Origin of the sequence: Micromonospora sp. LOL_024 (assembly GCF_048060415.1) — a bacterium.
GTDB lineage: Bacteria > Actinomycetota > Actinomycetes > Mycobacteriales > Micromonosporaceae > Micromonospora.
Genome location: NZ_JBHMIS010000020.1, coordinates 15,581 through 35,612 on the forward strand (window position 1 = coordinate 15,581; position 20,032 = coordinate 35,612).

Below are 20,032 nucleotides of genomic sequence, written 5' to 3' on the forward strand. Positions count from 1 at the left end.
GCATCCCTCCACCGAACGGCATCAAACGAGTGATCTTGCTGTTATCGGCCACAGCGGCCGAGCCGGTCAGGCACCACCCCGTCCCGGGGTGACCGGGTCGACGTAGCGCAGCACCGCACCCACCCCGTCCACCAACTCGGGGGCCTCGTCGGCACCGAGCACGGTCAGTTCCGCGTCGGTTCCGACCAGGGCGCGCACCAGCGCCGCGTCGGCACGGACCCGCTCCGGTTCGGTCACCGTGGCCAGCTGACCCGGGTCGGTGGCGATGTCGGTGGCCGCCGGGCCGATCCAGAGTTCACCATCAGCGGACGGGTCGTCCACGATCAACATCGTGTCGACCTGGTTGCGTTGCAAGGCGGCCACCACGGCGTTGATACCGGCGCCGACGTCCTCCTGGACGCCGAAGCGGTTCAGGGCCGTGGTCACCCGTTGGTCAGCCACCTCCGCGATGGTCTGGACGGTGAGATCGTCCAGCAGGCCCTGGTCCGCACCGCCGGCCCGGGAGCCGGCGTCGGTGCGTACCACCATGTCCTGCCAGCGTTCCGGCATCTGAGCCGCGATCATGCCGGTGGCACGCAGGTCGCCGGCCACCACGACCACCTCGGCGCCGACCCGCTCGGCCAGCTCCACGGTGGCCGCGGTGACGTCACCGGCGTTGTGGTGCCACGCCTCCGTGGCGGCCCGCTGGTAGCGCGACTGCGACCAGCCGCCGGGCTTGACCCGACGCAGTTGGTAGCCCTCCCGACCGACCACGTGGGCCCGACGTGGCACGCCACCGGCACTGACCGACATCGCGTCGGCGCCGGTCCGGTCGGCCAGCACCCGCACCCATGCGATCTGCTCGCCCCGCTGGGCCAGCAGTGGCATCACGTGCGGCAACGGGGCATACCCGGCCAGGTCCCGACGCGGCGGGGCGGAGAGGTACTCGGAGAGCACCACCCGACCGCCGGTGCCGAACACCGCCAGGCCGTAGTCGCCGGGTATCGGGTCGTGCCCCCGCACCACCCGGTCGATAGCAGCCATGGTCGGCTCGTCGGCCCCCTGCTCGGCCAGTTGCCGTTGCAGGGCACGCCACCGCAGATCGAGTGCCGGGTGCGCGTCCTCGGTGTTCATCGAGGCGTCCAGGTAGACCGAGCACCACGGGCCTGGACGCTGGTACAGCGGGCGCAGGAAGGACAGCTGCATGCTCGACCCCTTTCCAGCTCGGCCCAGCGCTTACCCGCGCCATCCGGCTTGTCACCTGCGGGCCACCGCGTGAGCATTTTTCATTCACGTCGGCCACCGCCGAGGATCGATACGATCTGTATCCAGAAGCGGACTCTAGGTGGTGATCATGGACGCGACATCGTACTCCCGGCGCAGCATGCACCCCACCGGCCGGATCCTCACCGCGCAGATCGTGCGCCTGATGGACGGCTACCCCCGCGAGGTACGGGTGGGGCAGCCGGTGCTGGTGGTGGTGCTCGCCGCCGCCGGCGTGGCCGGGCTGCTCGCCAAGCTGGTGCGGGCCCTGCTGTCGGCCGGCTCCGGCACCGGCCGGCGCAGCTTCAAGGACCTCAAGAAGGGCCCGGAGTACCTGGTCACCCCGGTTCGCCTGCGGGATGCCGACGGCAAGCTGTACGAGGTGGAACTGCACGGGCACCTGCCGCAGAGCGCGCTGCACCCGGGCGACCAGGTCCAGCTGACCCTGCGCGACCAGGGCGACCCCGACCTTGCGCCGAAGATCGAGCGGATCGTCAACCTCACCACCGCGCAGCCGCTGCGCCCCCGCACCGCCACGATGTGGTCGCACCTGGGCCCGCCGCTGCTGTTGCAGGCGGTGCTGGGTGTGCTGGTGCTCGCCACGGTGGCCGCCTGCGCCGCACTGACCTGAGCAGGCCGACGACGTCCGGGCGGTACCGAACGAGTCGGGCCACCACCTGACCAAGGAGGCACCCGACCAGCTCGCCGAGACGCTGCGGGTTCCTGACCGGCGGGCCGTCGTGAGCACGGCCGGGACGGCGCGCCGCCACGCTCCGGCGGACCGCTGCGGGTCCGGTCGCGGGTAAGCTCAGCCGACCGGTGCCGGCTCACGGGCCGGCTCGGTGGCGGCGAGCATGCCGCGCCGGCGGGCCCACCGCTCGAAGGCCAGGGTCGCGAAGGGTGGCACCGCGCAGGCCAGCGCCACGGCGGTGGCCAGCAGTTTCCACCGGTGAACCCGGGCCACGGCCAGCACCAGCACCCCGTACGCCACGAAGAGCGCGCCGTGGATCGGGCCGAAGATCTGCACCCCCAGCTCGTTGCCGGGTGGGCCGTACTTGGCCGCCATCCCGGCCAGCAGGCCGGCCCAGGAGATCGCCTCCGCGATCGCCGCCACCACGAACAGCCGGGTCACCTTCTCACGCACGTCGCACATGTTACCGGCGCGGCCTGGGCCCGCCCCGCAGGCTCGGACCCGAGCGGTGGCACCGCGCGACGGGCCACGCGCCGAATGGTGGACAACCGGGCGGTCCGGGCTTCCCCAGGCGGCATGGACGTGCGACGTTGGGGTACCAGCGGTGACAAGGTGGTGACCATGGGCGAGGAAGTCGGCGTGCAGACCTTCAGCCGCCAGGACCGGGCTCGCTACCGGGACAAGATACGCCGCTGCCTCGACGTCTTCGCCGAGATGCTGCGCGAGTCCCGGTTCGAGGTCGACCGGCCGATGACCGGGCTGGAGATCGAGCTGAACCTGGTCGACGACGCTTCGATGCCGACGATGCGAAACGCCGACGTGCTGGCGGCGGTGGCCGACCCGAGCTTCCAGACCGAGCTCGGCCAGTTCAACGTCGAGATCAACGTCGCGCCCCGGCGGCTGGCCGGCACCGGCATCGCCGAGTTCGAGGAGCACGTACGGGCCAGCCTGAACGGGGCCGACCAGCGGGCCCGGACGGTCGGCGCGCGGCTGGTGATGATCGGCATCCTGCCCACCGTGCTGCCCGAGCACCTGACCGCCGCCACCCTGTCGGCCAACCCCCGCTACGCGCTGCTCAACGAGCAGATCTTCGCCGCTCGGGGCGAGGACCTGAGGATCGCCGTCAACGGGGTGGAGCGACTCGCGGTCACCGCCGACACGATCACCCCGGAGGCGGCCTGCACCAGCACCCAGTTCCACCTCCAGGTCGGTCCGAACCAGTTCGCCGACTACTGGAACGCCGCCCAGGCCATCGCCGGGATCCAGGTGGCGCTCGGCGCCAACTCGCCGCTGTTCTTCGGCCGGGAGCTGTGGCGCGAGACCCGCATCCCGCTGTTCCAGCAGGCCACCGACACCCGCCCCGAGGAGATCAAGACCCAGGGCGTACGTCCCCGGGTGTGGTTCGGGGAACGCTGGATCACCTCGGTGTTCGACCTGTTCGAGGAGAACGTGCGCTTCTTCCCGGCGCTGCTGCCGGTCTGCGAACCGGAGGACCCCGCCGAGACGCTCGGCGGCGGCGGCGTACCCGCCCTGGCGGAGTTGCGGCTGCACAACGGCACCATCTACCGGTGGAACCGGCCCGTCTACGACGTCTTCAAGGGCCGCCCGCACCTGCGGGTGGAGAACCGCGTCCTACCTGCCGGGCCGACCGTCCTGGACACCGTCGCCAACGGGGCGTTCTATTTCGGGCTGGTCCGCGCGCTCGCCGAGGCGGACCGGCCGTTATGGTCGCAGATGTCGTTCAGCGCCGCCGAGGAGAACTTCAACACCTGTGCCCGACACGGCATCGACGCGCACGTCTTCTGGCCCGGCCTGGGCTACCTACCGGTGACCGAGCTGGTGTTGCGCCGGCTGCTCCCGCTGGCCCAGCACGGTCTGGACCGCTGGGGCGTCGAGCCGGGCGAGCGGGACCGGCTGCTCGGCGTCATCGAACAGCGCTGTCTGACCGGGCGCAACGGCGCCAGTTGGCAGGTCGCGACGCTGCACCGGCTTGAGTCGACCAACCAGCTCGACCGACCGGAGGCCCTGCGCGAGGTGGTCCGGCACTACGTGGAGCTGATGCACAGCAACCGCCCGGTCCACGAGTGGCCGATCCCCTGACCAGCCTCCGACACTATCCGTTACGGAACCGTCACACCGGTTAGCGTGGACACGTTTCGCTCACTGGGTCGAGAGGATCCCGCCGATGCCGCCGTCGCTGCGTCACACCGTCCCGATCGCCGTCGCCGCGCTCGTCGCCGGCCTCGGCCAGCCGCCGCCCGCGCTGGCCAGTCCCGGCCCAACGCTGCCCCGCGCCGCTGCCACCCACGCCACGCCCGAGTTCGCCGCCACCGGTCCACCCACCACGGTCGCCTTGACGCCCGGCAGGGTACGAACCACCCTGCACGACGTCGACACCGGTCAGGCCGTGCGCGGCTGCCTGTCCCTGGTCCCCGTCGACCGCGACCGGCTCACCGTCGTCAGCCTCGGCGAGGAGCAGGCCGGGCGGCACGGCGGCTGCACCGGCGTGGACGGTGGGGACCTAGTCGCCACCGACGTGCCGCCCGGCCAGTACCACCTGCTGGCCCGCCCCTACGACAGCGAGCGGTACGGCTGGCAGTGGGTCGGTCGGCACGGCGGCACCGGGCAGCGGGAGCGGGGGGTGGCCCTCCAGGTGCGTCCGGGCAGGACGGTAACCGCACCGCCGGTCCGCCTCGACCCGCCGGGCACGATCACCGGCCGGGTGACCCGCGCGGCCGGTGGAACCCCGGTTTCCGGCGGACACGTCCTGGCCCTTCCGGCGATCCCCCACCCCAAGTACGACGACCACGGCGCGATCACCGACGACGACGGCCGCTACACGCTGACCGGCCTCGGCCCGTACCGCTGGCCGTTGCACTTCACCGGCCACGGCCTGGCCAGCCAGTGGTCGGGCGGGACAGCCGATCGGACCCAGGCACGCCCGGCGCGGGTACGAGCCGGCGCGACCGCCACCTTCGACCAGGAACTCGTCGCGGGCACCGTGGTCAGCGGTACGGTCACCGTCGCCCAGCTGCCGCACTACTCCCAGGTGATCGCCTTCCACGCGCGCACCGGGGACGCGGTCGGCGTGGGCGAGCTCGGCGCCGACTACACGATGCGGCTGCTGCCCGGGCAGCGGGTGGTGCTGCGGTGCGACTGCGCGTACGCGCCGAGCCGTTGGTTCCCGAACGCGGCGGAGATCGCCGGGGCACGGCCGATCCGGGTGCGGCACCGCCCGGTCACCGCCGACTTCGACCTGACCGGTCCCGGGTCGGCTCCGCCCACCTGATGGCTGTCCAGCACCGGTCGCCGGCGACCGGCCCGATCGGCCGGTCACCGGCGACCGCGGCGCACCTCAGCGCAGGGCGGCGAGGGTGAGTTCGGTGGCGCGGGCGAGCAGGACGTCGTTGCGTTCGGCGTCTCGCGCGGCACGGTCGGAGAGCACGGCCAGCACGATCGGAGCGCGGTCGGGCGGCCAGATCACGGCGATGTCGTTGCGGGTGCCGTAGTCGGCGGAGCCGGTCTTGTCGCCCACCTCCCAGCCGTCCGGCGTACCGGCCCGGATCACCTTGTCGCCGGTGGTGTTGCGTTTGAGCCAGTCGACGAGCACGGCACGGTCGGCCTCGGTCAGCGTGTCGTCGACCGCGTAGGTCCGCAACGACGTGGCCAGCGCCTTCGGTGTGCTGGTGTCGCGACTGTCGCCGGGTACGAACGCGTTCAGCTCCGTCTCCCACCGCACCGGCTCGGTGACTCCGTCGCCGATGCCGCGTAGTGCCCGCTTGAGGCCGTCCGGGCCACCGAGCGCTCGGAGCAGCAGGTTGCCGGCGGTGTTGTCGCTGTGGCGCACCGCCGCGTCGGCGATCGCGCGCAGCGACATGCCGGTGGCCAGGTGCTGCTCGGTGATCGGCGAGTAGGTGACCAGGTCGTCGCGGGAGTAGGTGACGATCCGGTCCAGCTCCTCGGTGGATGTCGCGGCAAGCACCGCGCCGGCCGCGAGGGCCTTGCACGTCGAGGCGTACGCGAAGCGCTCGTCGGCCCGGTGGGAGACGCTGCGCCCGGTGCCGGTGTCGACGGCGTACACGCCGAGCCGGGCGTCGAATTCCTTCTCCAGCGGAGCGAAATCGACGGCCACCGGCGCGACGGTCGCCGACGAGGACGGCGACGTCGGGGCGGGCGGCGTCGGGGCCGGCGTGGCAGGTTTGCCGGGTGAGCATCCGGCCAGCAGGCCGAACGCCAGGGCGGCGGCCAGAGCACGCATCCGGATACGGCGGGTGGTATTGGTCAAAGCTGGTCCTTCCGTCGGTCGGCCCGGCGACCCGGGAGCCTTCCCGGACGGCCGGTCACCAGGCTCGCAGCGCACGCCCATGCTGTCGAAGACGTCGACACCGAAATTCATGCCGTTGCGGCATAGAGTGCCGGTGTGGATCTGGTGGCGGCCTGTCGGGCCTTTGTGTCGGTCGGCACCCACGGCAGCTTCACCATCGGCGCGGCCGTCGCCCGCATCCCCCAGTCGGTGGCGAGCCGCCGGGTCGCCGCCCTGGAACGGCACCTCGCCGGGCGGCTGTTCGACCGGACCTCGCGCAGCGTCACGCTCACCCCGTTCGGGCGGGACATGCTGGCCTCGGCCCGACGGATCGTCGACCTGGCCGACGCGATGGAGCACGACGCCGAACGTGCCCGGCTGCGCCCATTCCGGCTGGCCGTGCCGGCGGTCTGCGCGCCCCGGTCGCTGGCGCGGCTGATGGTCGAGGCCCGCCGACATGAGCTGAACCTGGAGCTGCGCCGGGCCGAGCCGGCGGAGCGGGCGCGGCTGCGCCAGCACCTGGAGACGCGCGCCGCGCTGCTCTGCGTACCACCGGACGAAGCCGAGTGGCGGGTGCCGCTCGGTCTCGCGGGTGGCACAGATCCGGGTGTCGAGGTACTGCGCCTGGAGACGCTGCGTGTGTCGCGGGCCGACCGCCGGAACCGGCGGCGCCGGGTCTGGATCTCGCCGGAGGACGACGTGCCGCACGTCCGCGACCCGCTGACCCGACTACGCGACGCCGTCGGGCTCCAGCCGGCCCAGGTGGCGGTGGCGACTTCGATCATCGACGCCGCCGCGGAGGCGCTCACCGGCACCGACCTGGTGCTCTGCTCCCCCGCCGAGTCGCGGGAGCTCGGCCTGCGCTGGCGACCGCTCGGCGATCTGCGGCTGGTCCGCGGCTACCAGGTGTCCGCCGACGCACGCGAGGACGCCGAGCGACTACGCGGCGCGCTGGGTGTCGCGATCGGCCGGTGTCTCGGCGCGGCGGATGACGCACCAGGGGACCGCTCTTTCGAGGGCCGGGCGTCGGCGTGACCGTCGGTCGGCTGCTGCGCGCAGCCCGGGAGACGTTGCGGGCCGCCGGCCTGCGCGGCGGCGTGCTGGTCCGCGACCTCGACTCCGGCGACGAACTGGGCCTCGATCCGGATCTCGTGCTGCCCGTCGCGTCGCTGGTGAAGGTGCCCCTCGCGCTGGCCACCGTGGACCGGATCGAACGGGGCGAGCTCGACGGCGCCACCACGGTCACAGTGCCGCCCGGCCGGGTGACCACGCCGGGTCCGACCGGTTTGAGTCGGTTCCGGCACCCGGCCGTTGTGGCGATCGACGACCTGCTCTACCTGAGCGTGGCGATCAGCGACGAGGGCGCCGCCGACGCGCTGTTCGCCCTCACCCCGCCGACGCGGGTCGCCGCCGCGCTACGACGCTTCGGTTTCGACGGGGTCAGCGTCCGGCACCGCACCCGTGACCTCACCGACACTCCGGCGGAGCGGTTCGCCCGCGACGAGGTGCACCTCGCGCACTCGCTCGCCGCGTCCGCGACCACCGCCGGGCAGGGCCATCCGGTCCCCCAACTCGACGTGGGCCGGGCCAACGCCGGCTCGGCCCGTGCCTTTGTCGAGCTGCTGCACGGGCTGTGGCGTCCGACCCGCGTTCCGGCGTCGGTCGCCGCCCGGGTACGGGAGCTGATGGGCGACAACCTGCTGCGGCAACGGCTCGCCCCGGACTTCAGCTCCGACGCCTCCCGATGGTCGTCGAAGACCGGCACGCTGCTCAACCTGCGGCACGAGGTCGGCGTGGTGGAGCACGCCGACGGGCAGGCGTACGCCGTGGCGGCGCTGAGCGAGTCGACGGTGCCGGCGGCCGTGCAGCCGCAGGCAGAGGCGGTGCTGGCGCAGGTGGCGCGGGAGCTGCACGACGCTCTGCGGTCCGCCCGCCGCTGACGTCGGCGAGGGGCTCCGGCGGGCCTCCAACTCGGACTGATGTATCGGTTTCTAGACACGGAGCCAAAGACGCCTCACTCTATGCATGTTCGAGAATTTTTTACCTCGGGAGCTCGGTCATGACGCACGAGGAGAAGCACGCCTGGATCAGGCTGGTGGTCAGCGTGGTCGTCTACACCGGCTACGCGGCCGTGCTGCTGAGCCGGTGTAGACGGCGGCTCGCCGGCCACGGCACCGTACGCGGGCGCTCTGCTGTCTACGGTCGGCGCAGCCATCGCGGCGAACATCCTGGCCGAGATCGGCGTGGGCGTGCTGAACCCACGGGCCTCCCGGGTCACCGACGCCCGGGAGATCGGGCGGCTCGGCGACCACGTCGGGCAGGCGTTCGTGGTGATCGGCGGGGTGTCGGCGCTGCTGATGGCCGTGGCGCAGTGGCAATGGTTCTGGATCGCCAACATGATCTACCTGTGCTTCGTGCTGTCGGCAGCCGTCGGCTCGCTGGCCAAGGTGATCGCGTACCGCAGTGGTGAAACCGACCCGTGGCACCAACAACATCCGGGCGCTGCGCTTCGCGCGTGACGAGATGACCCAGGCTGAACTCGCCGACCGGATCGGCGTGACCCGGCAGACCGTCATCGCCATCGAGCAGGGCCGCTACTCACCCTCGCTGGAGATGGCGTTCCGGATCGCCCACGCCTTCGGCGTACGGCTCGACGACGTGTTCCACTACCCGAGGAGGAGGCGGCACCGTGAAGGCTGTCGTGCAGGACAGGTACGGCCCGCCGGAGGTACTCGAACTACGTGACATCGACCGGCCGGACATCGGCGAGCGCGAGGTGCTCGTCGCGGTACGCGCCGCCGCAGTCGACCCCGGAGTCTGGATCTTCATGGTCGGGCAGCCCTACCTGGTCCGCCTCGCGGCCGGGCTGCGCCGGCCCCGGGTGCCGGTGCGGGGCCGAGACCTGGCCGGCGTGGTGACCGAGGTCGGCGCCCGGGTGACCCGGTTCCGGCCCGGCGACGAGGTCTACGGCACCTGCCCGCGCGGATCGTACGCCGAGTTCGCGAGCGCCGACGAGCGACGGCTGGCCCGTAAACCGGCCAACCTGTCGTTCACGCAGGCCGCCGCAGTGCCCGTCTCCGGGATGACGGCCCTGCGCGCGGTCCGCGACAGTGGCCAGGTGCGTGCGGGGCACCGGGTCCTGGTGATCGGCGCGTCCGGCGGCGTCGGCTCCCAGGCCGTGCAGATCGCCAAGGCGTCCGGTGCGACCGTCACCGGTGTCTGCGCCACCGCGAGGACCGACTTCGTGCGCCGCCTCGGTGCCGACGACGTCATCGACTACACCCGCGAGGAAATCGACCGCGACGGCCCGATCCACGATGTCGTCATCGACACCGGCGGCGACCGCCCGCTGTCGCTGCTGCGGCGCGCGCTGACCCCACGCGGCACGCTCGCCCTGGTCGGCGGCGACCACACTCGCGGTGGCCTGCTCAGCGGCTACGGCCGCCAGATGTTCCGCGCGCCACTGCTGTCGCTGTTCGTCGGCCAACGGCTGCGCTCGGTCGCCGCGACGGAAAGCAGCGAGGCCCTCGACGAGCTGCGGGAACTTATCGAATCCGGCGCGCTGACTCCGCCGGTGGACCGGGCATACCCGCTCGCCGAGGCGGCCGACGCGCTCCGCCACTTCACCGACGGGCGCCCGGCCGGAAAGGTGATCGTCACGGTCTGACCAGCGGGCGGGGGTGAACCAGAGCAGGTTCCTCGCGGGGCAGTGGTCCACCAGGACCACTGCCCCGCACCGCAGCCGCGCTATCGTCCAGCTCGGACGGGCTGGAGGGGCCTGCCGACGCCTAACACACCGAGATTCTCTTATGCCCCACGTAGAAGTCGCCGTTGGTCTCGATCGAGACCGACAACCCGGCGTTTCCCACAGTGTTGCTGGCCCACAGGACCCCGCCGCCGCTGTTGACGACGACGAAGTTCCCGTCCTGCTGGTACACCGCCTGGTGACCGCTGGGGTTCGTACCCGAGGCCCAGCAGACCCCCGAGGAGTTCCTCAGCACGAGATTTCCGTCCTGCTGCATGCGCAACTGGACGCCAGCCCGGCTCAGGTAGTCACCCTTGTGGATGTAGGTGCCCCGGAAGATCTGCCCGCCGAGGTTCGCCGCCTGGGCCGGCGTCGTGGCAGCCACCGTGGCCGCCACCGCCATCGTCGTGACCACAAGCCCGCGAGCCAGGACCTTCATCGCATTTCGTCCACTTCGCACCTTCAACGTTCCTCCCCGTCGTCGTGTCGTCCCGAGGTCGAGCCGGCCGGGAACGCATTCATGATGTCCGTCGGAGGGAGGGGTGGCTTGCCGTCAGGTGCCAGCTTGTTGACGATCCGTGCCACGACACCGGAGGCGCGGACTCGTGGTGTCGGCGATATTCGTGCGGGCTCCGGCCGTACGCGCCGCGGAAGCTTCGGCTGAAGTGCGCCGCGCTGGTGAAGCCCCACCGGGCGGCGATCACGTTGATCGGCCGGGTGGCCGCCCACGCGCTGACCAGGTCGCGTCGGCAGTGCTCCAGGCGACGGTCGCGGATCCAGGCGGCGACCGTCGTGCGTTCGGCGGCGAACAGTCGGTGCAGGGTGCGCACGGAGATGTGGTGCGCCGCCGCGACCGACCGGGGCGACAGCACCGGGTCGCCGAGGTGACGCTCAATGTGGGCGTGCACGCGGGCCAGAAGCACCCGGTCGCGGGATTCCGCCGGCAGCGTGCTCGTCGTGTCGAGGTGGTGGGCGAGCAGGGCGCCGAGCAGATCCAGGGTGACGGTGCCGAGCCGGGCCAGGTCACCTGGCCGGTACTGCTCACAGTGGCCGGTCAACTGGTCGAGGTGCCGGGCGAGCAGCCCGCCGACACCCTGTTGCCCGGACATGGCGAAGGCGTGCCGGGGAAGCTTGCTGGCCGTGACCGGCAGCAACGCGCCCGGGATGGTCAGCGTGATCGCGGCCGGCTGGTCCCGGCACGGACGGCCGACGGCGTGAAACATCCGGGACGGGCGCGAGAGGTCGTGGAAGCTGAACTCGTCGGCCCGCACCACGGTGTCCCGCCGGCCCTGAGCCACGCTGGCCTGCCCGCGCAGGACGAGCGCGAGTTGGTACAGGCCCGGGTCGGACTGCCGGATCAGCCGCGTCGTGCGACGCGCGCCCGACGTCGGGTACCAGAACCTCACCACCCGGGCAGAACCGAGATCGACCGTGCGGAACGCGGCGTCGAAGTCGGCACGATGGTCGCTGTGCACCTCCAGCGGCACGATCGAACGGTTGACGACCTCCTGCCAGTAGTCGAACCGCTCGGCCGGCGCGACGGTTCGGGTGTCAAGGACTGTCTCGGCGTTCTGCACATCTCCCCCGTGGATTGGCGGTGCCGATGATCAGTGCGGTCTCCGTATCTCCAGGACCATAGGGACAATCGACTATCGACAATGCTATCCGCTCTGCGTGATCACCTCGTCGCTGGCGAGGCTCTCGGTGCGCTGGTCGATCAGCGCGCGCAGGCCCTCCGCGCCACTGTCGGCCGCCGCCGCGTCGAACCCGTCCACGGTGGCCAGCACCGTTGTGATGGCCTCGACCGAGGTGAGCGCCGCACCGCTGGCGTACACCTCCTGGTATATACCGCGGTAGGCATCCTCGTACACCTGGGTGAACCTCTCGCTCGCGAGGAACCGCTCCTTGAGCTTGTGCCCGCCGCCACCCGGCCCGCCGCCACCCGGCCTGGCAGTCCCACCCGGCCCGGCGGTGCCCTGAGGCGGCGTGAAGCCCTCAGGCGGCCCGCCGTCCGATTGCGTCCCGCCCGCCCGGTCCCCCCGGCCGCCCCGGAAGCCACCACCGAGGCTGCCCTGCTCGTGGGGGCCCTGCGTGGCGTCGCCGCTGAGCGCCAGATTGTAGTCCCACCCTATGACGCTGAACTTCCTGGTCGTCAGGTCGTACCAGAGGTAGTAGTTGCGGCCCGGTCCGGACATGTCGTCGAAGTTGAGCAGCAGGTTCTGCCACGCCACATAGCGGGCGAAGGACTCGACGTCGACCCGGTCGGCGAGCTGCTCGTCGAACTCCGCGTCGCTGACACCGTCGACCCACCTGACCAGATCGATGACCGGTTGCAGGTCCTGGCTGCCCTTCATGGTGATTTGCTTGAAGTCGTCGGCGTAGTCGATCGGGTCGTCCCCCTGGTCGGTGAACTGACTGGTCGCCAGGGACTTGTAGAGCACGCCCGCGCCGTCGAGATCCTCGGCGAAGTGCTCGTCGGGGTGCTCCACGACCAGCCGCGCGATAGTGGGCCGGTCGTTGACCGTGAAGCTGGTGTACGCGTACTGCTGGGTCGCCTCGCCAGCCGCGGCGAGTAGGTCGAGGGTTACCGCCTCGTTGAGCACAGTGGACCCGCCGCCCATGCCGGCGACCCGGACCGCGATCTCCCGGTGACCCTGGTAGCGACGACCGTCGACGTACTGGTCGAAGCGGATCAGCCACGGCAGCGCCTCCGGTTCCTCCGCCTTCAGCGAGGTCCGGCCGAGTCCGCCGCCGACGACCGCGCCCCGACCGCCACCGTCAGGCACCGCCGCACCGTCAGGCACCGCCGCACCGTCAGGCACCGCCGCACCGTCAGGCACCGCCGCACCGTCAGGCACCGCCGTGCCCCGGGGCAGGCCGCCCCGGGCACCGCCCCGCTGGCCGCCGCCGGGGCCGCCCTGGCCACCCGGGCCGCCCTGCTGGGCGGTCTCGCCGTCACGGGTCAAACCGCGCAGGGTCGAGTTGCCCTTGAGCCGGATGCCGACGCTGGACATCATGGTGCCGTCGATGGTGAGGTCGGCCTCGACGTACTCCTTCTCCCCGCCGTCATAGAAGGCGTCCAGCATCCGCTCGTAGTCGGCGTCGCGGAACACCAGCGTGAAGCGGTGTGCCACCGTCTCGTCGAACAGCTCCACGGTGCCAGCGATGTCCTGGGTCACCTGACCGCCGCCGGTGTCGCTGCCGCTGGTCACGTAGGGGCGGATGCGCACCGTACCGAGGGTGACGGTGAGGACGAGCAGGAAGGTCAGGCAGCCGGCGAGGAACTTCCAGTAGTGCCGGAGCCGGACCGGAACCCGGTGTCGGAGCCGCATCACAGGTCCGTCTGGTCGTAGCCGGTCAGCACGGTCACCCGCTGCCCCCCGGTACGCTCGGCCAGCGCGTTGATCAGCTGGCCCGGTTCGGCGCCCTTCTTCAGTCGCACCGTGTACACGATCTCGGTGAGCGCACCGCCCCGGATGCTCTCCATGCTGACCAGCTCGAACTCGCTGGTGTACCGGATCAGCACATCCTGGATGAATTCGGTGTAGTTGCCGGTCGGCGGCACCTGCACCTTGACCACCTGCCGCCGCACGTTGGAGGCGAACCAGTTGAACCGGTACATGAGCACGATGATCAGGCTGATCGCCACGGCGGCGACCACCGCCAGGGTGTAGAACCGGGTGCCGCAGGCCATGCCCACGCCCATCACCAGGAAGATGAAGCCGACATCGCGGGTCTCCTTGATGGCGTTACGGAACCGCACCACCGACAACGCCCCGACCAGGGCAAACGCGCGGGCGATGTTGGAGCCGACCACCAACATGATCAGCGAGATCAGCATGCCGAGAATGACGAGCGTCTGCACGTACGACTGGCTGTACGAGATGTTGCGGTGGGTGAACCGGTAGATCCAGCCGATCATGGCACTGAGCACGAAGGACAGCGACAGGGCCAGGGCGACGTCGCCGACGCTGAACGTACCGGACAGGTCCTGCAATTCGAACGGCATGGGTCTCAGACCTCACTCTTCGATCGGATGGTCGCCAGGTCAGGCGCGTCGTCGGCGACATGGAAGATCGAGCGGGGTACGCGTCCGAACGCCTCCACGCTCTGGCAGTACTTCGACATCCGGACAATGGACATGTTCGAGCGGGCTGCCAGGTCGGTGAGCCAGTACGGCACCCGCTCGTTGACCTTGATCTCCAGCACCGAGAGCGTCGCCGGCACGACGAGCCGGTTCTCGGCGTCGGCGCCGAGGTGGAAGTCGCGGTCCCGGCCGCGTACCCGGTGGTCGAGGGTGACCCGCAGGCCCACCTCGGCGTCCCGGCCGACGAACGCCTCCCGCTGGTAGCCGGTCATCGCCACCGGCCGCAGGTCCAGCCCGCACAGCAGTTCGAGAACCTCGTCGAGGAAGGCCCGCTGGCTGGGGTCGTGCGCCACCATCAGCCGGTGATCGCAGAGGTCGCGGGCGAGGCGGTACGGCAGGGCGACACGCCGCTTCTGGGTGACCCGGTTGACCCGCTGCTTGATCTCGACATGCACGACAGTGTCGTCGCTGATCGTGGAGCGGTCGCCGTAGTGCCGCACCCGCAGCTTGCGGCGGAACCTCAGCCCCTCGATCTTCTCCCAGTAGAAACGCAGCTGGTCAGTGTCGTAGTACACGCTCCACACGCCGTACCCGGTGCTGCCGCAGTGCCTGTCGAGGTCCATCCGGGCGGTCAGCTCGTCGCGCAACGCCGGCACGTCGCCGGCCGGCACCAGATACTTGATCTCGTACCGGTTGAAGGCGTGCAGCCGGCTCGGCACGCGCAACGCCTGGCCGGACTGGTCGTCGTCGCGGTTCGGGGCCGGGCGGTCCGCGGTGGCGGGCGGCCCGGACCGCTCGGGTGGGCGGGACGGGCGGCGGAGCCAGGTAGGCATGGTGTGTGCTGGCCAATCTCTGGGCGACAGGGACCAGCGAATACAACCAAGCGTGCCTATGAGTCAGCTTTGTGTTTCAGATGAACCAGCACTGAACAGAGACCGGACGGACAAGCCTTTCGGCCTGGTCAGTCGACGCCGAACTCCATCGCAGCGCGGTCGAGGGCCTCGTCGTCGGCGGAGGAGACGCCCCGGGAAGCGATCGCCTCCGCGCCGCCCCGCGGCATCGCGCCGATCAGCCCCGTCGAGGCCGCCTGCGCCGCGCCGACCACCCGCTGGGTACCGCCACCGACCATACCGAGGTTCGCGTACTGCTCCAGTTTCGCCCGCGAATCGGCGATGTCGAGGTTACGCATGGTGAGCTGGCCGATCCGGTCAGACGGACCGAACGCCGAGTCCTGAGTACGCTCCATCGACAGCTTGTCCGGGTGGTAGCTGAACGACGGGCCGGTGGTGTCGAGGATCGAGTAGTCCTCGCCCCGGCGCAGCCGCAGCGTCACCTCGCCGGTGACGGCCGTACCGACCCAGCGTTGCAGCGATTCGCGCAACATCAGCGCCTGCGGGTCCAGCCAACGCCCCTCGTACATGAGCCGGCCGAGGCGGCGACCCTCGCTGTGGTAGTTGGCCAGAGTGTCCTCGTTGTGGATGGCGTTGACCAGCCGCTCGTACGCAGCGTGCAGCAACGCCATGCCGGGTGCCTCGTAGATGCCCCGGCTCTTGGCCTCGATGATCCGATTCTCGATCTGGTCGGACATGCCCAGGCCGTGCCGGCCGCCGATGGCGTTGGCCTCCAGCACCAGGTCGACCGCGCTGGCGAACTCCTTGCCATTGATGGTCACCGGGCGACCCTGGTCGAAGCCGATGGCGACGTCCTCGGTCGGGATCTCCACCGACAGGTCCCAGAACCGGACCCCCATGATCGGGTTGACCGTCTCGATGCCGGCGTCCAGATGTTCGAGGGTCTTCGCCTCGTGGGTGGCGCCCCAGATGTTGGCGTCGGTGGAGTACGCCTTCTCGGTGCTGTCCCGGTACGGCAGGCCCCGTTCGAGCAGCCACTCCGACATCTCCCTGCGCCCACCCAACTCGGTGACGAAGTCGGTGTCGAGCCACGGCTTGTAGATGCGCAGCTGCGGGTTGGCCAGCAGGCCGTACCGGTAGAACCGTTCGATGTCGTTGCCCTTGAAAGTGGAGCCATCGCCCCAGATCTGCACGTCGTCGGCGACCATCGCCCGGACCAGCAGGGTCCCGGTGACGGCCCGACCCAGCGGGGTGGTGTTGAAGTACGCCCGCCCGCCCGAACGGATGTGGAAGGCGCCGCAGGTCAGCGCCGCCAACCCCTCCTCGACCAGGGCGGCACGGCAGTCGACCAGCCGAGCCAACTCGGCGCCGTAGTTGAGCGCGCGACCGGGCACCGAGGCGATGTCGGGCTCGTCGTACTGGCCGATGTCGGCCGTGTAGGCGCAGGGCACGGCACCCTTGTCGCGCATCCACGCGACCGCGACCGAGGTGTCGAGGCCGCCGGAGAAGGCGATGCCGACACGTTCACCACTGGGCAGAGAGGTAAGCACCTTAGACACAAGAAAGAGTATGCACCACACCGCATACCCATGCAACCACCCCACCCCACCCCACCCCCTCCCCACCCCCCCCACCCTCCCCACCCCCCCACCCTCGTCCGCGTCGATCTAGGGATGAATGTTGCTACTTGATCTCCAACGACGACGAATGCCCCTAGATCGACGGGATGGGAGGGGCGCCCGGCGGGCGGTGTCACACGTCGGCGGCGGGCGGTGTCTGGATGGGCGACACCCCTCAGGCGAGGAGAAGACATGACCAGCAGTACCCGGATTCCCAAAGCTGAGATCACCGGCATCTACGGCACTCTGCTGAAGAGGGCCACCAGGAAGATGTTCGGCGAGGTGCCCGAGCCTCTCGGGGTGATGTGGCACCACCGGCCGGTGCTCAACGCCAGCTTCAGCCTCAGCCGCAAGGCCAAGAAGTGGGACAGGTGCGACAAGGACCTGAAGTCCTACGCCCACATGGCGGCAGTGTCGATCATCGGCTGCTCGTTCTGCCTCGACCTGGGCTACTTCCAGGCCAACAACGAAGGGCTCGACCTGGCTAAGGCCCGCGAGGTGCCACGGTGGCGCGAGTCGGACGTCTTCACACCGCTGGAACGAGACGTGCTGACGTACGCCGAGGCGATGTCGCAGACCCCGCCGACGGTCACCGACGAACTCTCCGCCCGACTGCTCAACCAGCTCGGCGCTCCGGCGATGATCGAACTCACCTCGTGGATCGCGTACGCGAACCTGGCCGCGCGGGCCAACGTCGCGCTCGGCATCAAGGCACAGGGATTCGCGGCGGCATGCGGCATGCCGTCCCAGGCGAAGCCGAGCCGCGTACCGTCGCAGGCATGACCGACGACCCGTTCGTCGCTCACCGCGGCCTACTCTTCACGGCCGCGTATGAGATGCTCGGCTCCGCCGCCGACGCCGAGGACGTCGTGCAGGAGACCTGGCTGCGGTGGGCGGACCTCGACACCCGGGCCCGGACCGACGTCCGCGACCCGCGCGCCTACCTGGTGCGGATCGTCACCCGCCAGGCACTCAACCGGCTGCGCACGCTGGCCCGGCGACGCGAGGAATACGTCGGCGAGTGGCTCCCCGAACCGCTGCTGACCAGCCCCGACGTCGCCGAGGACGTGGAGTTGACGGAGAGCGTCTCGTTCGCGATGCTGACCGTGCTGGAAACCCTGGGCCACACCGAACGGGCGGTGTTCGTGCTGCGCGAGGTCTTCGACACACCGTACGACGAGATCGCGGCGGCCGTCGGCAAGACCCCGGCGGCGGTCCGGCAGATCGCCCACCGCGCTCGGGAGCACGTGGCCGCGTGCCGCCCCCGCACCCCCGTCAGCCGGGCCGAGCAGGAGGCCGTGGTGACACGGTTCCTGTCCGCCGTCCGCGGCGGCGACCTGCAACAGTTGCTGGACGTGCTCGCGCCCGACGTGGTCGTGATCGCCGACGGTGGCGGCTTCGTCGCCGCGCCCCGCCGGCCGGTCGTGGGCGCCCGCCGGGTGGCCCCGCTGCTGGGCAACCTGGTCAGGCTGGCCGTCGCCTTCGAGGCGATGCCGCTCTGGCTCAACGGCGGTGCGGCTTTCCGGCTGGACATCGACGGCGAGCTGGCCGCCGTGGCCAGCCTGGTCGTTGAGGACGGCCGGATCAGCCGGATCTACGCGGTGGTGAACCCACATAAGCTGGCCCGCCTCGACAGGGAAACCCGCCTCAGCCGCTGACGACACGCCCGCGCACCTCCAGGTCGAGTGCCCGTCCTGGAGGTGTCTCACCTCAGAAGCGACCGGAAGGCGACGCGAAGCTCGTCGGAGAATCGGGTACGCCTGCTCCGCCCAGATCTCGACCGTCAGGTGCCTCCTCCTGGTCGAATTCAGCCAAGCGCTACACGTCGCCGCCTGATCGACGGGGCAGCTTCCAGTCGGGACGGACGAAGTGGCAGGTGTATCCTCCGGGGTTGCGCTCCAGGTAGTCCTGGTGCTCCGGCTCGGCCTCCCAGAAGGGGCCGGCCGGGGTGACCTCGGTGACCACCCTGCCGGGCCACAGGCCGGACGCGTCGACGTCGGCGATCGTGTCCTCAACCACCCGCCGCTGCTGCTCGTCCTGGTAGAAGATGGCGGACCGGTAGCTGACTCCCACGTCGTTGCCCTGACGGTCCCTGGTCGTCGGGTCGTGAACCTGAAAGAAGAACTCCAGCAAATCCCGGTACGAGACCTGCTGGGGGTCATAGACGATCTCGATCGCCTCGGCGTGGGAGCCATGATTCCGGTATGTCGCATTCGCCACGTCACCGCCGGTGTAACCGACACGGGTGGCGAGCACACCGGGCCGTTTCCTGATCAGGTCCTGCATCCCCCAAAAGCAGCCACCGGCGAGCACCGCCCGCTCGGTTATGTCGGTCATCGCTCCCCCTCACGTCGGCACCGAGCCCGCCCCGGTGGTCGCCGGATCGGGGTCGGCGCCCGAATACCCGTCGAGCAGCACCTGAACCTCGACCGGCGGGTGGACAACTGTCGCAGTCCTGGGCGGTGAACGCTCGCCACTACGGCGAAGCCGCCCGGCCCGTCGCGTGGTCCCGCGGAGGGTCGGTCAAGGTCGCGCAAGAGAGGGGCGTCTTCGGATCCTCGAACGGACCATCGCTCTGCCGTCGAGCCCTGGCTTCCAGGAGGGTGGCCGATGGGTGGCGGCGGGCTGACTGCATCCCGGGACGGAATGATGGAGCCGGTCGATCGGAGGGCTGTCCCGAGCTGGTCACGAGGAGAGTCGAGACGATGAATCTTGACAGGCTGTGGACCGACCTGACGGCGGAGTTGCTGGGCATGCTCGCGTCGTTCCGGTCCCGGGTGGTCGACATCGACGTGCAGGAGAAGGCCGACCACACCCTGCTCACCGAGGCCGACCTCGCTATCGAGGCAATGATCATCAGCCGTATCCAGGCGCTGGATCCCACCGCGCGGGTGTTGGCGGAGGAGTCGGGCAGCGGCGCCTGGCGGCCCGGCGTGGACGAGGAGCCCGAGCGGATCTGGGTCATCGACCCGATCGACGGCACCGCCGAAATCGTCCGGCCGCACAGCGTCGAGTTCTGCTCCGTCGTATGCCTGCTGGAGCGGCGGGAGCCGGTCGCCGCGCTGATCGTCGCCCCCCCGAGCTGGGTACCGGCCGCACGCCGGTCGTCGTGCTGGCCGCACGGGCCGACCAGACGATCTCGGTCAACGGCAGACCGGCGACGTACAACAAGAAATCACGACGTGTCGCGTCCCTGACTCGCAGCACGCGGTCCGACGCCCCGCCGCACGAGATGGCCATGATCGAGGCCGGCTACACGCTGACGACGCGGACCACGTCACAGACGCTGGACATGCTCCGCACCGCCCTGGACCTCACCGACCTTGCGCCGGACACGCCGCGTTTCGGCCTCTTCTACCGTCTGCGGCAGAAGGTCTGGGACTCCCGAGCCCGGCCTGCCCGACATGGTCTACGCCGCCAACGGGGCGTTCGTGGTGGACGGCACGGTCTCAGTTAACCCAATCCCTGATCTTGCGGTTCAATCGTCCCGCCGA

General features: G+C 70.5%; 22 protein-coding genes. 12 read left to right on the plus strand and 10 right to left on the minus strand.

The features are described from left to right. Positions 1-66 precede the first annotated feature (66 nt). Complete coding sequence (locus ACFHWY_RS19445) at positions 67-1,185, minus strand: Vms1/Ankzf1 family peptidyl-tRNA hydrolase (protein WP_416581639.1); 1,119 nt, start codon at positions 1,183-1,185, stop codon at positions 67-69. A gap of 148 nt (positions 1,186-1,333) precedes the next feature. Between ACFHWY_RS19445 and ACFHWY_RS19450 the strand changes: the two genes are divergently transcribed. Further along, on the plus strand, positions 1,334-1,873 hold the full coding sequence (locus ACFHWY_RS19450; RefSeq protein WP_416581640.1) for a hypothetical protein: 540 nt from the start codon (positions 1,334-1,336) through the stop codon (positions 1,871-1,873). A gap of 177 nt (positions 1,874-2,050) precedes the next feature. On the opposite strand, the gene ACFHWY_RS19455 is transcribed toward ACFHWY_RS19450, so the two are convergent. Then, positions 2,051-2,395, minus strand: a complete 345-nt coding sequence (locus ACFHWY_RS19455; RefSeq protein WP_416581641.1) for a DUF3817 domain-containing protein — start codon at positions 2,393-2,395, stop codon at positions 2,051-2,053. A gap of 159 nt (positions 2,396-2,554) precedes the next feature. On the opposite strand from ACFHWY_RS19455, the gene ACFHWY_RS19460 reads away from it, so the two are divergent. After that, complete coding sequence (locus tag ACFHWY_RS19460) at positions 2,555-4,033, plus strand: glutamate--cysteine ligase (protein WP_416581642.1); 1,479 nt, start codon at positions 2,555-2,557, stop codon at positions 4,031-4,033. A gap of 85 nt (positions 4,034-4,118) precedes the next feature. After that, positions 4,119-5,222 (plus strand): carboxypeptidase-like regulatory domain-containing protein, encoded by a 1,104-nt coding sequence (locus ACFHWY_RS19465; protein WP_416581643.1) that lies wholly within the window; start codon positions 4,119-4,121, stop codon positions 5,220-5,222. A 66-nt stretch (positions 5,223-5,288) separates the two neighbouring features. Here ACFHWY_RS19465 and bla read toward each other — a convergent pair whose 3' ends face one another. Further along, positions 5,289-6,218, minus strand: coding sequence for a class A beta-lactamase (gene bla, locus ACFHWY_RS19470; protein ID WP_416581644.1), 930 nt, complete (start codon positions 6,216-6,218; stop codon positions 5,289-5,291). A gap of 135 nt (positions 6,219-6,353) precedes the next feature. On the opposite strand from bla, the gene ACFHWY_RS19475 reads away from it, so the two are divergent. The 5 genes from ACFHWY_RS19475 (at position 6,354) to ACFHWY_RS19495 (ending at position 9,903) form a co-directional block, all read left to right on the plus strand. Further along, positions 6,354-7,271: a LysR family transcriptional regulator gene (locus ACFHWY_RS19475; RefSeq protein ID WP_416581645.1), complete on the plus strand. Its 918-nt coding sequence runs from the start codon at positions 6,354-6,356 to the stop codon at positions 7,269-7,271. Further along, positions 7,268-8,176: a serine hydrolase gene (locus tag ACFHWY_RS19480; RefSeq protein WP_416581646.1), complete on the plus strand. Its 909-nt coding sequence runs from the start codon at positions 7,268-7,270 to the stop codon at positions 8,174-8,176. Before ACFHWY_RS19475 ends, ACFHWY_RS19480 begins: the two co-directional genes overlap by 4 nt. A 309-nt stretch (positions 8,177-8,485) precedes the next feature. Next, entirely contained in the window at positions 8,486-8,755 is a 270-nt protein-coding gene (locus ACFHWY_RS19485; protein ID WP_416581647.1) for a hypothetical protein, read from the plus strand. Continuing rightward, positions 8,703-8,981 (plus strand): helix-turn-helix transcriptional regulator, encoded by a 279-nt coding sequence (locus tag ACFHWY_RS19490; RefSeq protein ID WP_416581648.1) that lies wholly within the window; start codon positions 8,703-8,705, stop codon positions 8,979-8,981. The genes ACFHWY_RS19485 and ACFHWY_RS19490 overlap by 53 nt, the downstream gene beginning before the upstream one ends. Then, complete coding sequence (locus ACFHWY_RS19495) at positions 8,926-9,903, plus strand: NAD(P)-dependent alcohol dehydrogenase (RefSeq protein WP_416581649.1); 978 nt, start codon at positions 8,926-8,928, stop codon at positions 9,901-9,903. The genes ACFHWY_RS19490 and ACFHWY_RS19495 overlap by 56 nt, the downstream gene beginning before the upstream one ends. A 121-nt stretch (positions 9,904-10,024) precedes the next feature. Here the strand turns inward: ACFHWY_RS19495 and ACFHWY_RS19500 are convergent, their stop codons facing one another. The 6 genes from ACFHWY_RS19500 to argG all read right to left on the minus strand — a co-directional run bounded on the left by ACFHWY_RS19500 (position 10,025) and on the right by argG (position 16,478). Continuing rightward, the gene (locus ACFHWY_RS19500; protein ID WP_416581650.1) at positions 10,025-10,420 is read right to left on the minus strand and encodes a hypothetical protein; all 396 of its coding nucleotides are present in this window, start codon (positions 10,418-10,420) and stop codon (positions 10,025-10,027) included. Between the two features lie 79 nt (positions 10,421-10,499). Then, positions 10,500-11,558, minus strand: coding sequence for a helix-turn-helix domain-containing protein (locus ACFHWY_RS19505; protein WP_416581651.1), 1,059 nt, complete (start codon positions 11,556-11,558; stop codon positions 10,500-10,502). Between the two features lie 84 nt (positions 11,559-11,642). After that, complete coding sequence (locus tag ACFHWY_RS19510; protein WP_416581652.1) at positions 11,643-13,313, minus strand: CotH kinase family protein; 1,671 nt, start codon at positions 13,311-13,313, stop codon at positions 11,643-11,645. Then, on the minus strand, positions 13,313-13,990 hold the full coding sequence (locus tag ACFHWY_RS19515; protein ID WP_416581653.1) for a DUF4956 domain-containing protein: 678 nt from the start codon (positions 13,988-13,990) through the stop codon (positions 13,313-13,315). The genes ACFHWY_RS19510 and ACFHWY_RS19515 overlap by 1 nt, the downstream gene beginning before the upstream one ends. A gap of 5 nt (positions 13,991-13,995) precedes the next feature. After that, positions 13,996-14,901 (minus strand): polyphosphate polymerase domain-containing protein, encoded by a 906-nt coding sequence (locus tag ACFHWY_RS19520; RefSeq protein ID WP_416581654.1) that lies wholly within the window; start codon positions 14,899-14,901, stop codon positions 13,996-13,998. A gap of 128 nt (positions 14,902-15,029) precedes the next feature. Further along, positions 15,030-16,478 carry an argininosuccinate synthase gene (gene argG / locus ACFHWY_RS19525; protein WP_416581655.1) on the minus strand — a complete coding sequence of 483 codons (1,449 nt, stop codon included), beginning with the start codon at positions 16,476-16,478 and terminating at the stop codon, positions 15,030-15,032. A gap of 252 nt (positions 16,479-16,730) precedes the next feature. On the opposite strand from argG, the gene ACFHWY_RS19530 reads away from it, so the two are divergent. Both ACFHWY_RS19530 and ACFHWY_RS19535 read left to right on the plus strand, forming a co-directional pair. Then, positions 16,731-17,321, plus strand: coding sequence for a carboxymuconolactone decarboxylase family protein (locus ACFHWY_RS19530; RefSeq protein ID WP_416581656.1), 591 nt, complete (start codon positions 16,731-16,733; stop codon positions 17,319-17,321). After that, on the plus strand, positions 17,318-18,196 hold the full coding sequence (locus ACFHWY_RS19535; RefSeq protein ID WP_416581657.1) for an RNA polymerase sigma-70 factor: 879 nt from the start codon (positions 17,318-17,320) through the stop codon (positions 18,194-18,196). Before ACFHWY_RS19530 ends, ACFHWY_RS19535 begins: the two co-directional genes overlap by 4 nt. 160 nt (positions 18,197-18,356) lie before the next feature. Here the strand turns inward: ACFHWY_RS19535 and msrA are convergent, their stop codons facing one another. Continuing rightward, complete coding sequence (msrA, locus tag ACFHWY_RS19540) at positions 18,357-18,866, minus strand: peptide-methionine (S)-S-oxide reductase MsrA (protein WP_416581711.1); 510 nt, start codon at positions 18,864-18,866, stop codon at positions 18,357-18,359. Positions 18,867-19,243: 377 nt separating this feature from the next. Here msrA and ACFHWY_RS19545 point away from each other — a divergent pair, with 377 nt between their 5' ends. Together ACFHWY_RS19545 and ACFHWY_RS19550 are read left to right on the plus strand one after the other, a co-directional pair. Beyond that, on the plus strand, positions 19,244-19,735 hold the full coding sequence (locus ACFHWY_RS19545; RefSeq protein ID WP_416581658.1) for an inositol monophosphatase family protein: 492 nt from the start codon (positions 19,244-19,246) through the stop codon (positions 19,733-19,735). Between the two features lie 41 nt (positions 19,736-19,776). Next, positions 19,777-19,995, plus strand: coding sequence for a hypothetical protein (locus ACFHWY_RS19550; RefSeq protein ID WP_416581717.1), 219 nt, complete (start codon positions 19,777-19,779; stop codon positions 19,993-19,995). Positions 19,996-20,032 lie beyond the last annotated feature (37 nt).

What these genes read in the sequence shown, in the direction of transcription:
- ACFHWY_RS19545 (WP_416581658.1), top strand. Translation starts at nt 19,244, where the DNA reads ATGAATCTTGACAGGCTGTGGACCGACCTGACGGCGGAGTTGCTGGGC.
- ACFHWY_RS19550 (WP_416581717.1), top strand. Translation starts at nt 19,777, where the DNA reads ATGATCGAGGCCGGCTACACGCTGACGACGCGGACCACGTCACAGACG.
- ACFHWY_RS19500 (WP_416581650.1), bottom strand. Translation starts at nt 10,420, where the DNA reads ATGAAGGTCCTGGCTCGCGGGCTTGTGGTCACGACGATGGCGGTGGCG.
- ACFHWY_RS19445 (WP_416581639.1), bottom strand. Translation starts at nt 1,185, where the DNA reads ATGCAGCTGTCCTTCCTGCGCCCGCTGTACCAGCGTCCAGGCCCGTGG.
- ACFHWY_RS19515 (WP_416581653.1), bottom strand. Translation starts at nt 13,990, where the DNA reads ATGCCGTTCGAATTGCAGGACCTGTCCGGTACGTTCAGCGTCGGCGAC.
- ACFHWY_RS19450 (WP_416581640.1), top strand. Translation starts at nt 1,334, where the DNA reads ATGGACGCGACATCGTACTCCCGGCGCAGCATGCACCCCACCGGCCGG.
- ACFHWY_RS19530 (WP_416581656.1), top strand. Translation starts at nt 16,731, where the DNA reads ATGACCAGCAGTACCCGGATTCCCAAAGCTGAGATCACCGGCATCTAC.
- ACFHWY_RS19520 (WP_416581654.1), bottom strand. Translation starts at nt 14,901, where the DNA reads ATGCCTACCTGGCTCCGCCGCCCGTCCCGCCCACCCGAGCGGTCCGGG.
- ACFHWY_RS19455 (WP_416581641.1), bottom strand. Translation starts at nt 2,395, where the DNA reads ATGTGCGACGTGCGTGAGAAGGTGACCCGGCTGTTCGTGGTGGCGGCG.
- ACFHWY_RS19465 (WP_416581643.1), top strand. Translation starts at nt 4,119, where the DNA reads ATGCCGCCGTCGCTGCGTCACACCGTCCCGATCGCCGTCGCCGCGCTC.
- ACFHWY_RS19510 (WP_416581652.1), bottom strand. Translation starts at nt 13,313, where the DNA reads ATGCGGCTCCGACACCGGGTTCCGGTCCGGCTCCGGCACTACTGGAAG.
- ACFHWY_RS19460 (WP_416581642.1), top strand. Translation starts at nt 2,555, where the DNA reads ATGGGCGAGGAAGTCGGCGTGCAGACCTTCAGCCGCCAGGACCGGGCT.
- ACFHWY_RS19535 (WP_416581657.1), top strand. Translation starts at nt 17,318, where the DNA reads ATGACCGACGACCCGTTCGTCGCTCACCGCGGCCTACTCTTCACGGCC.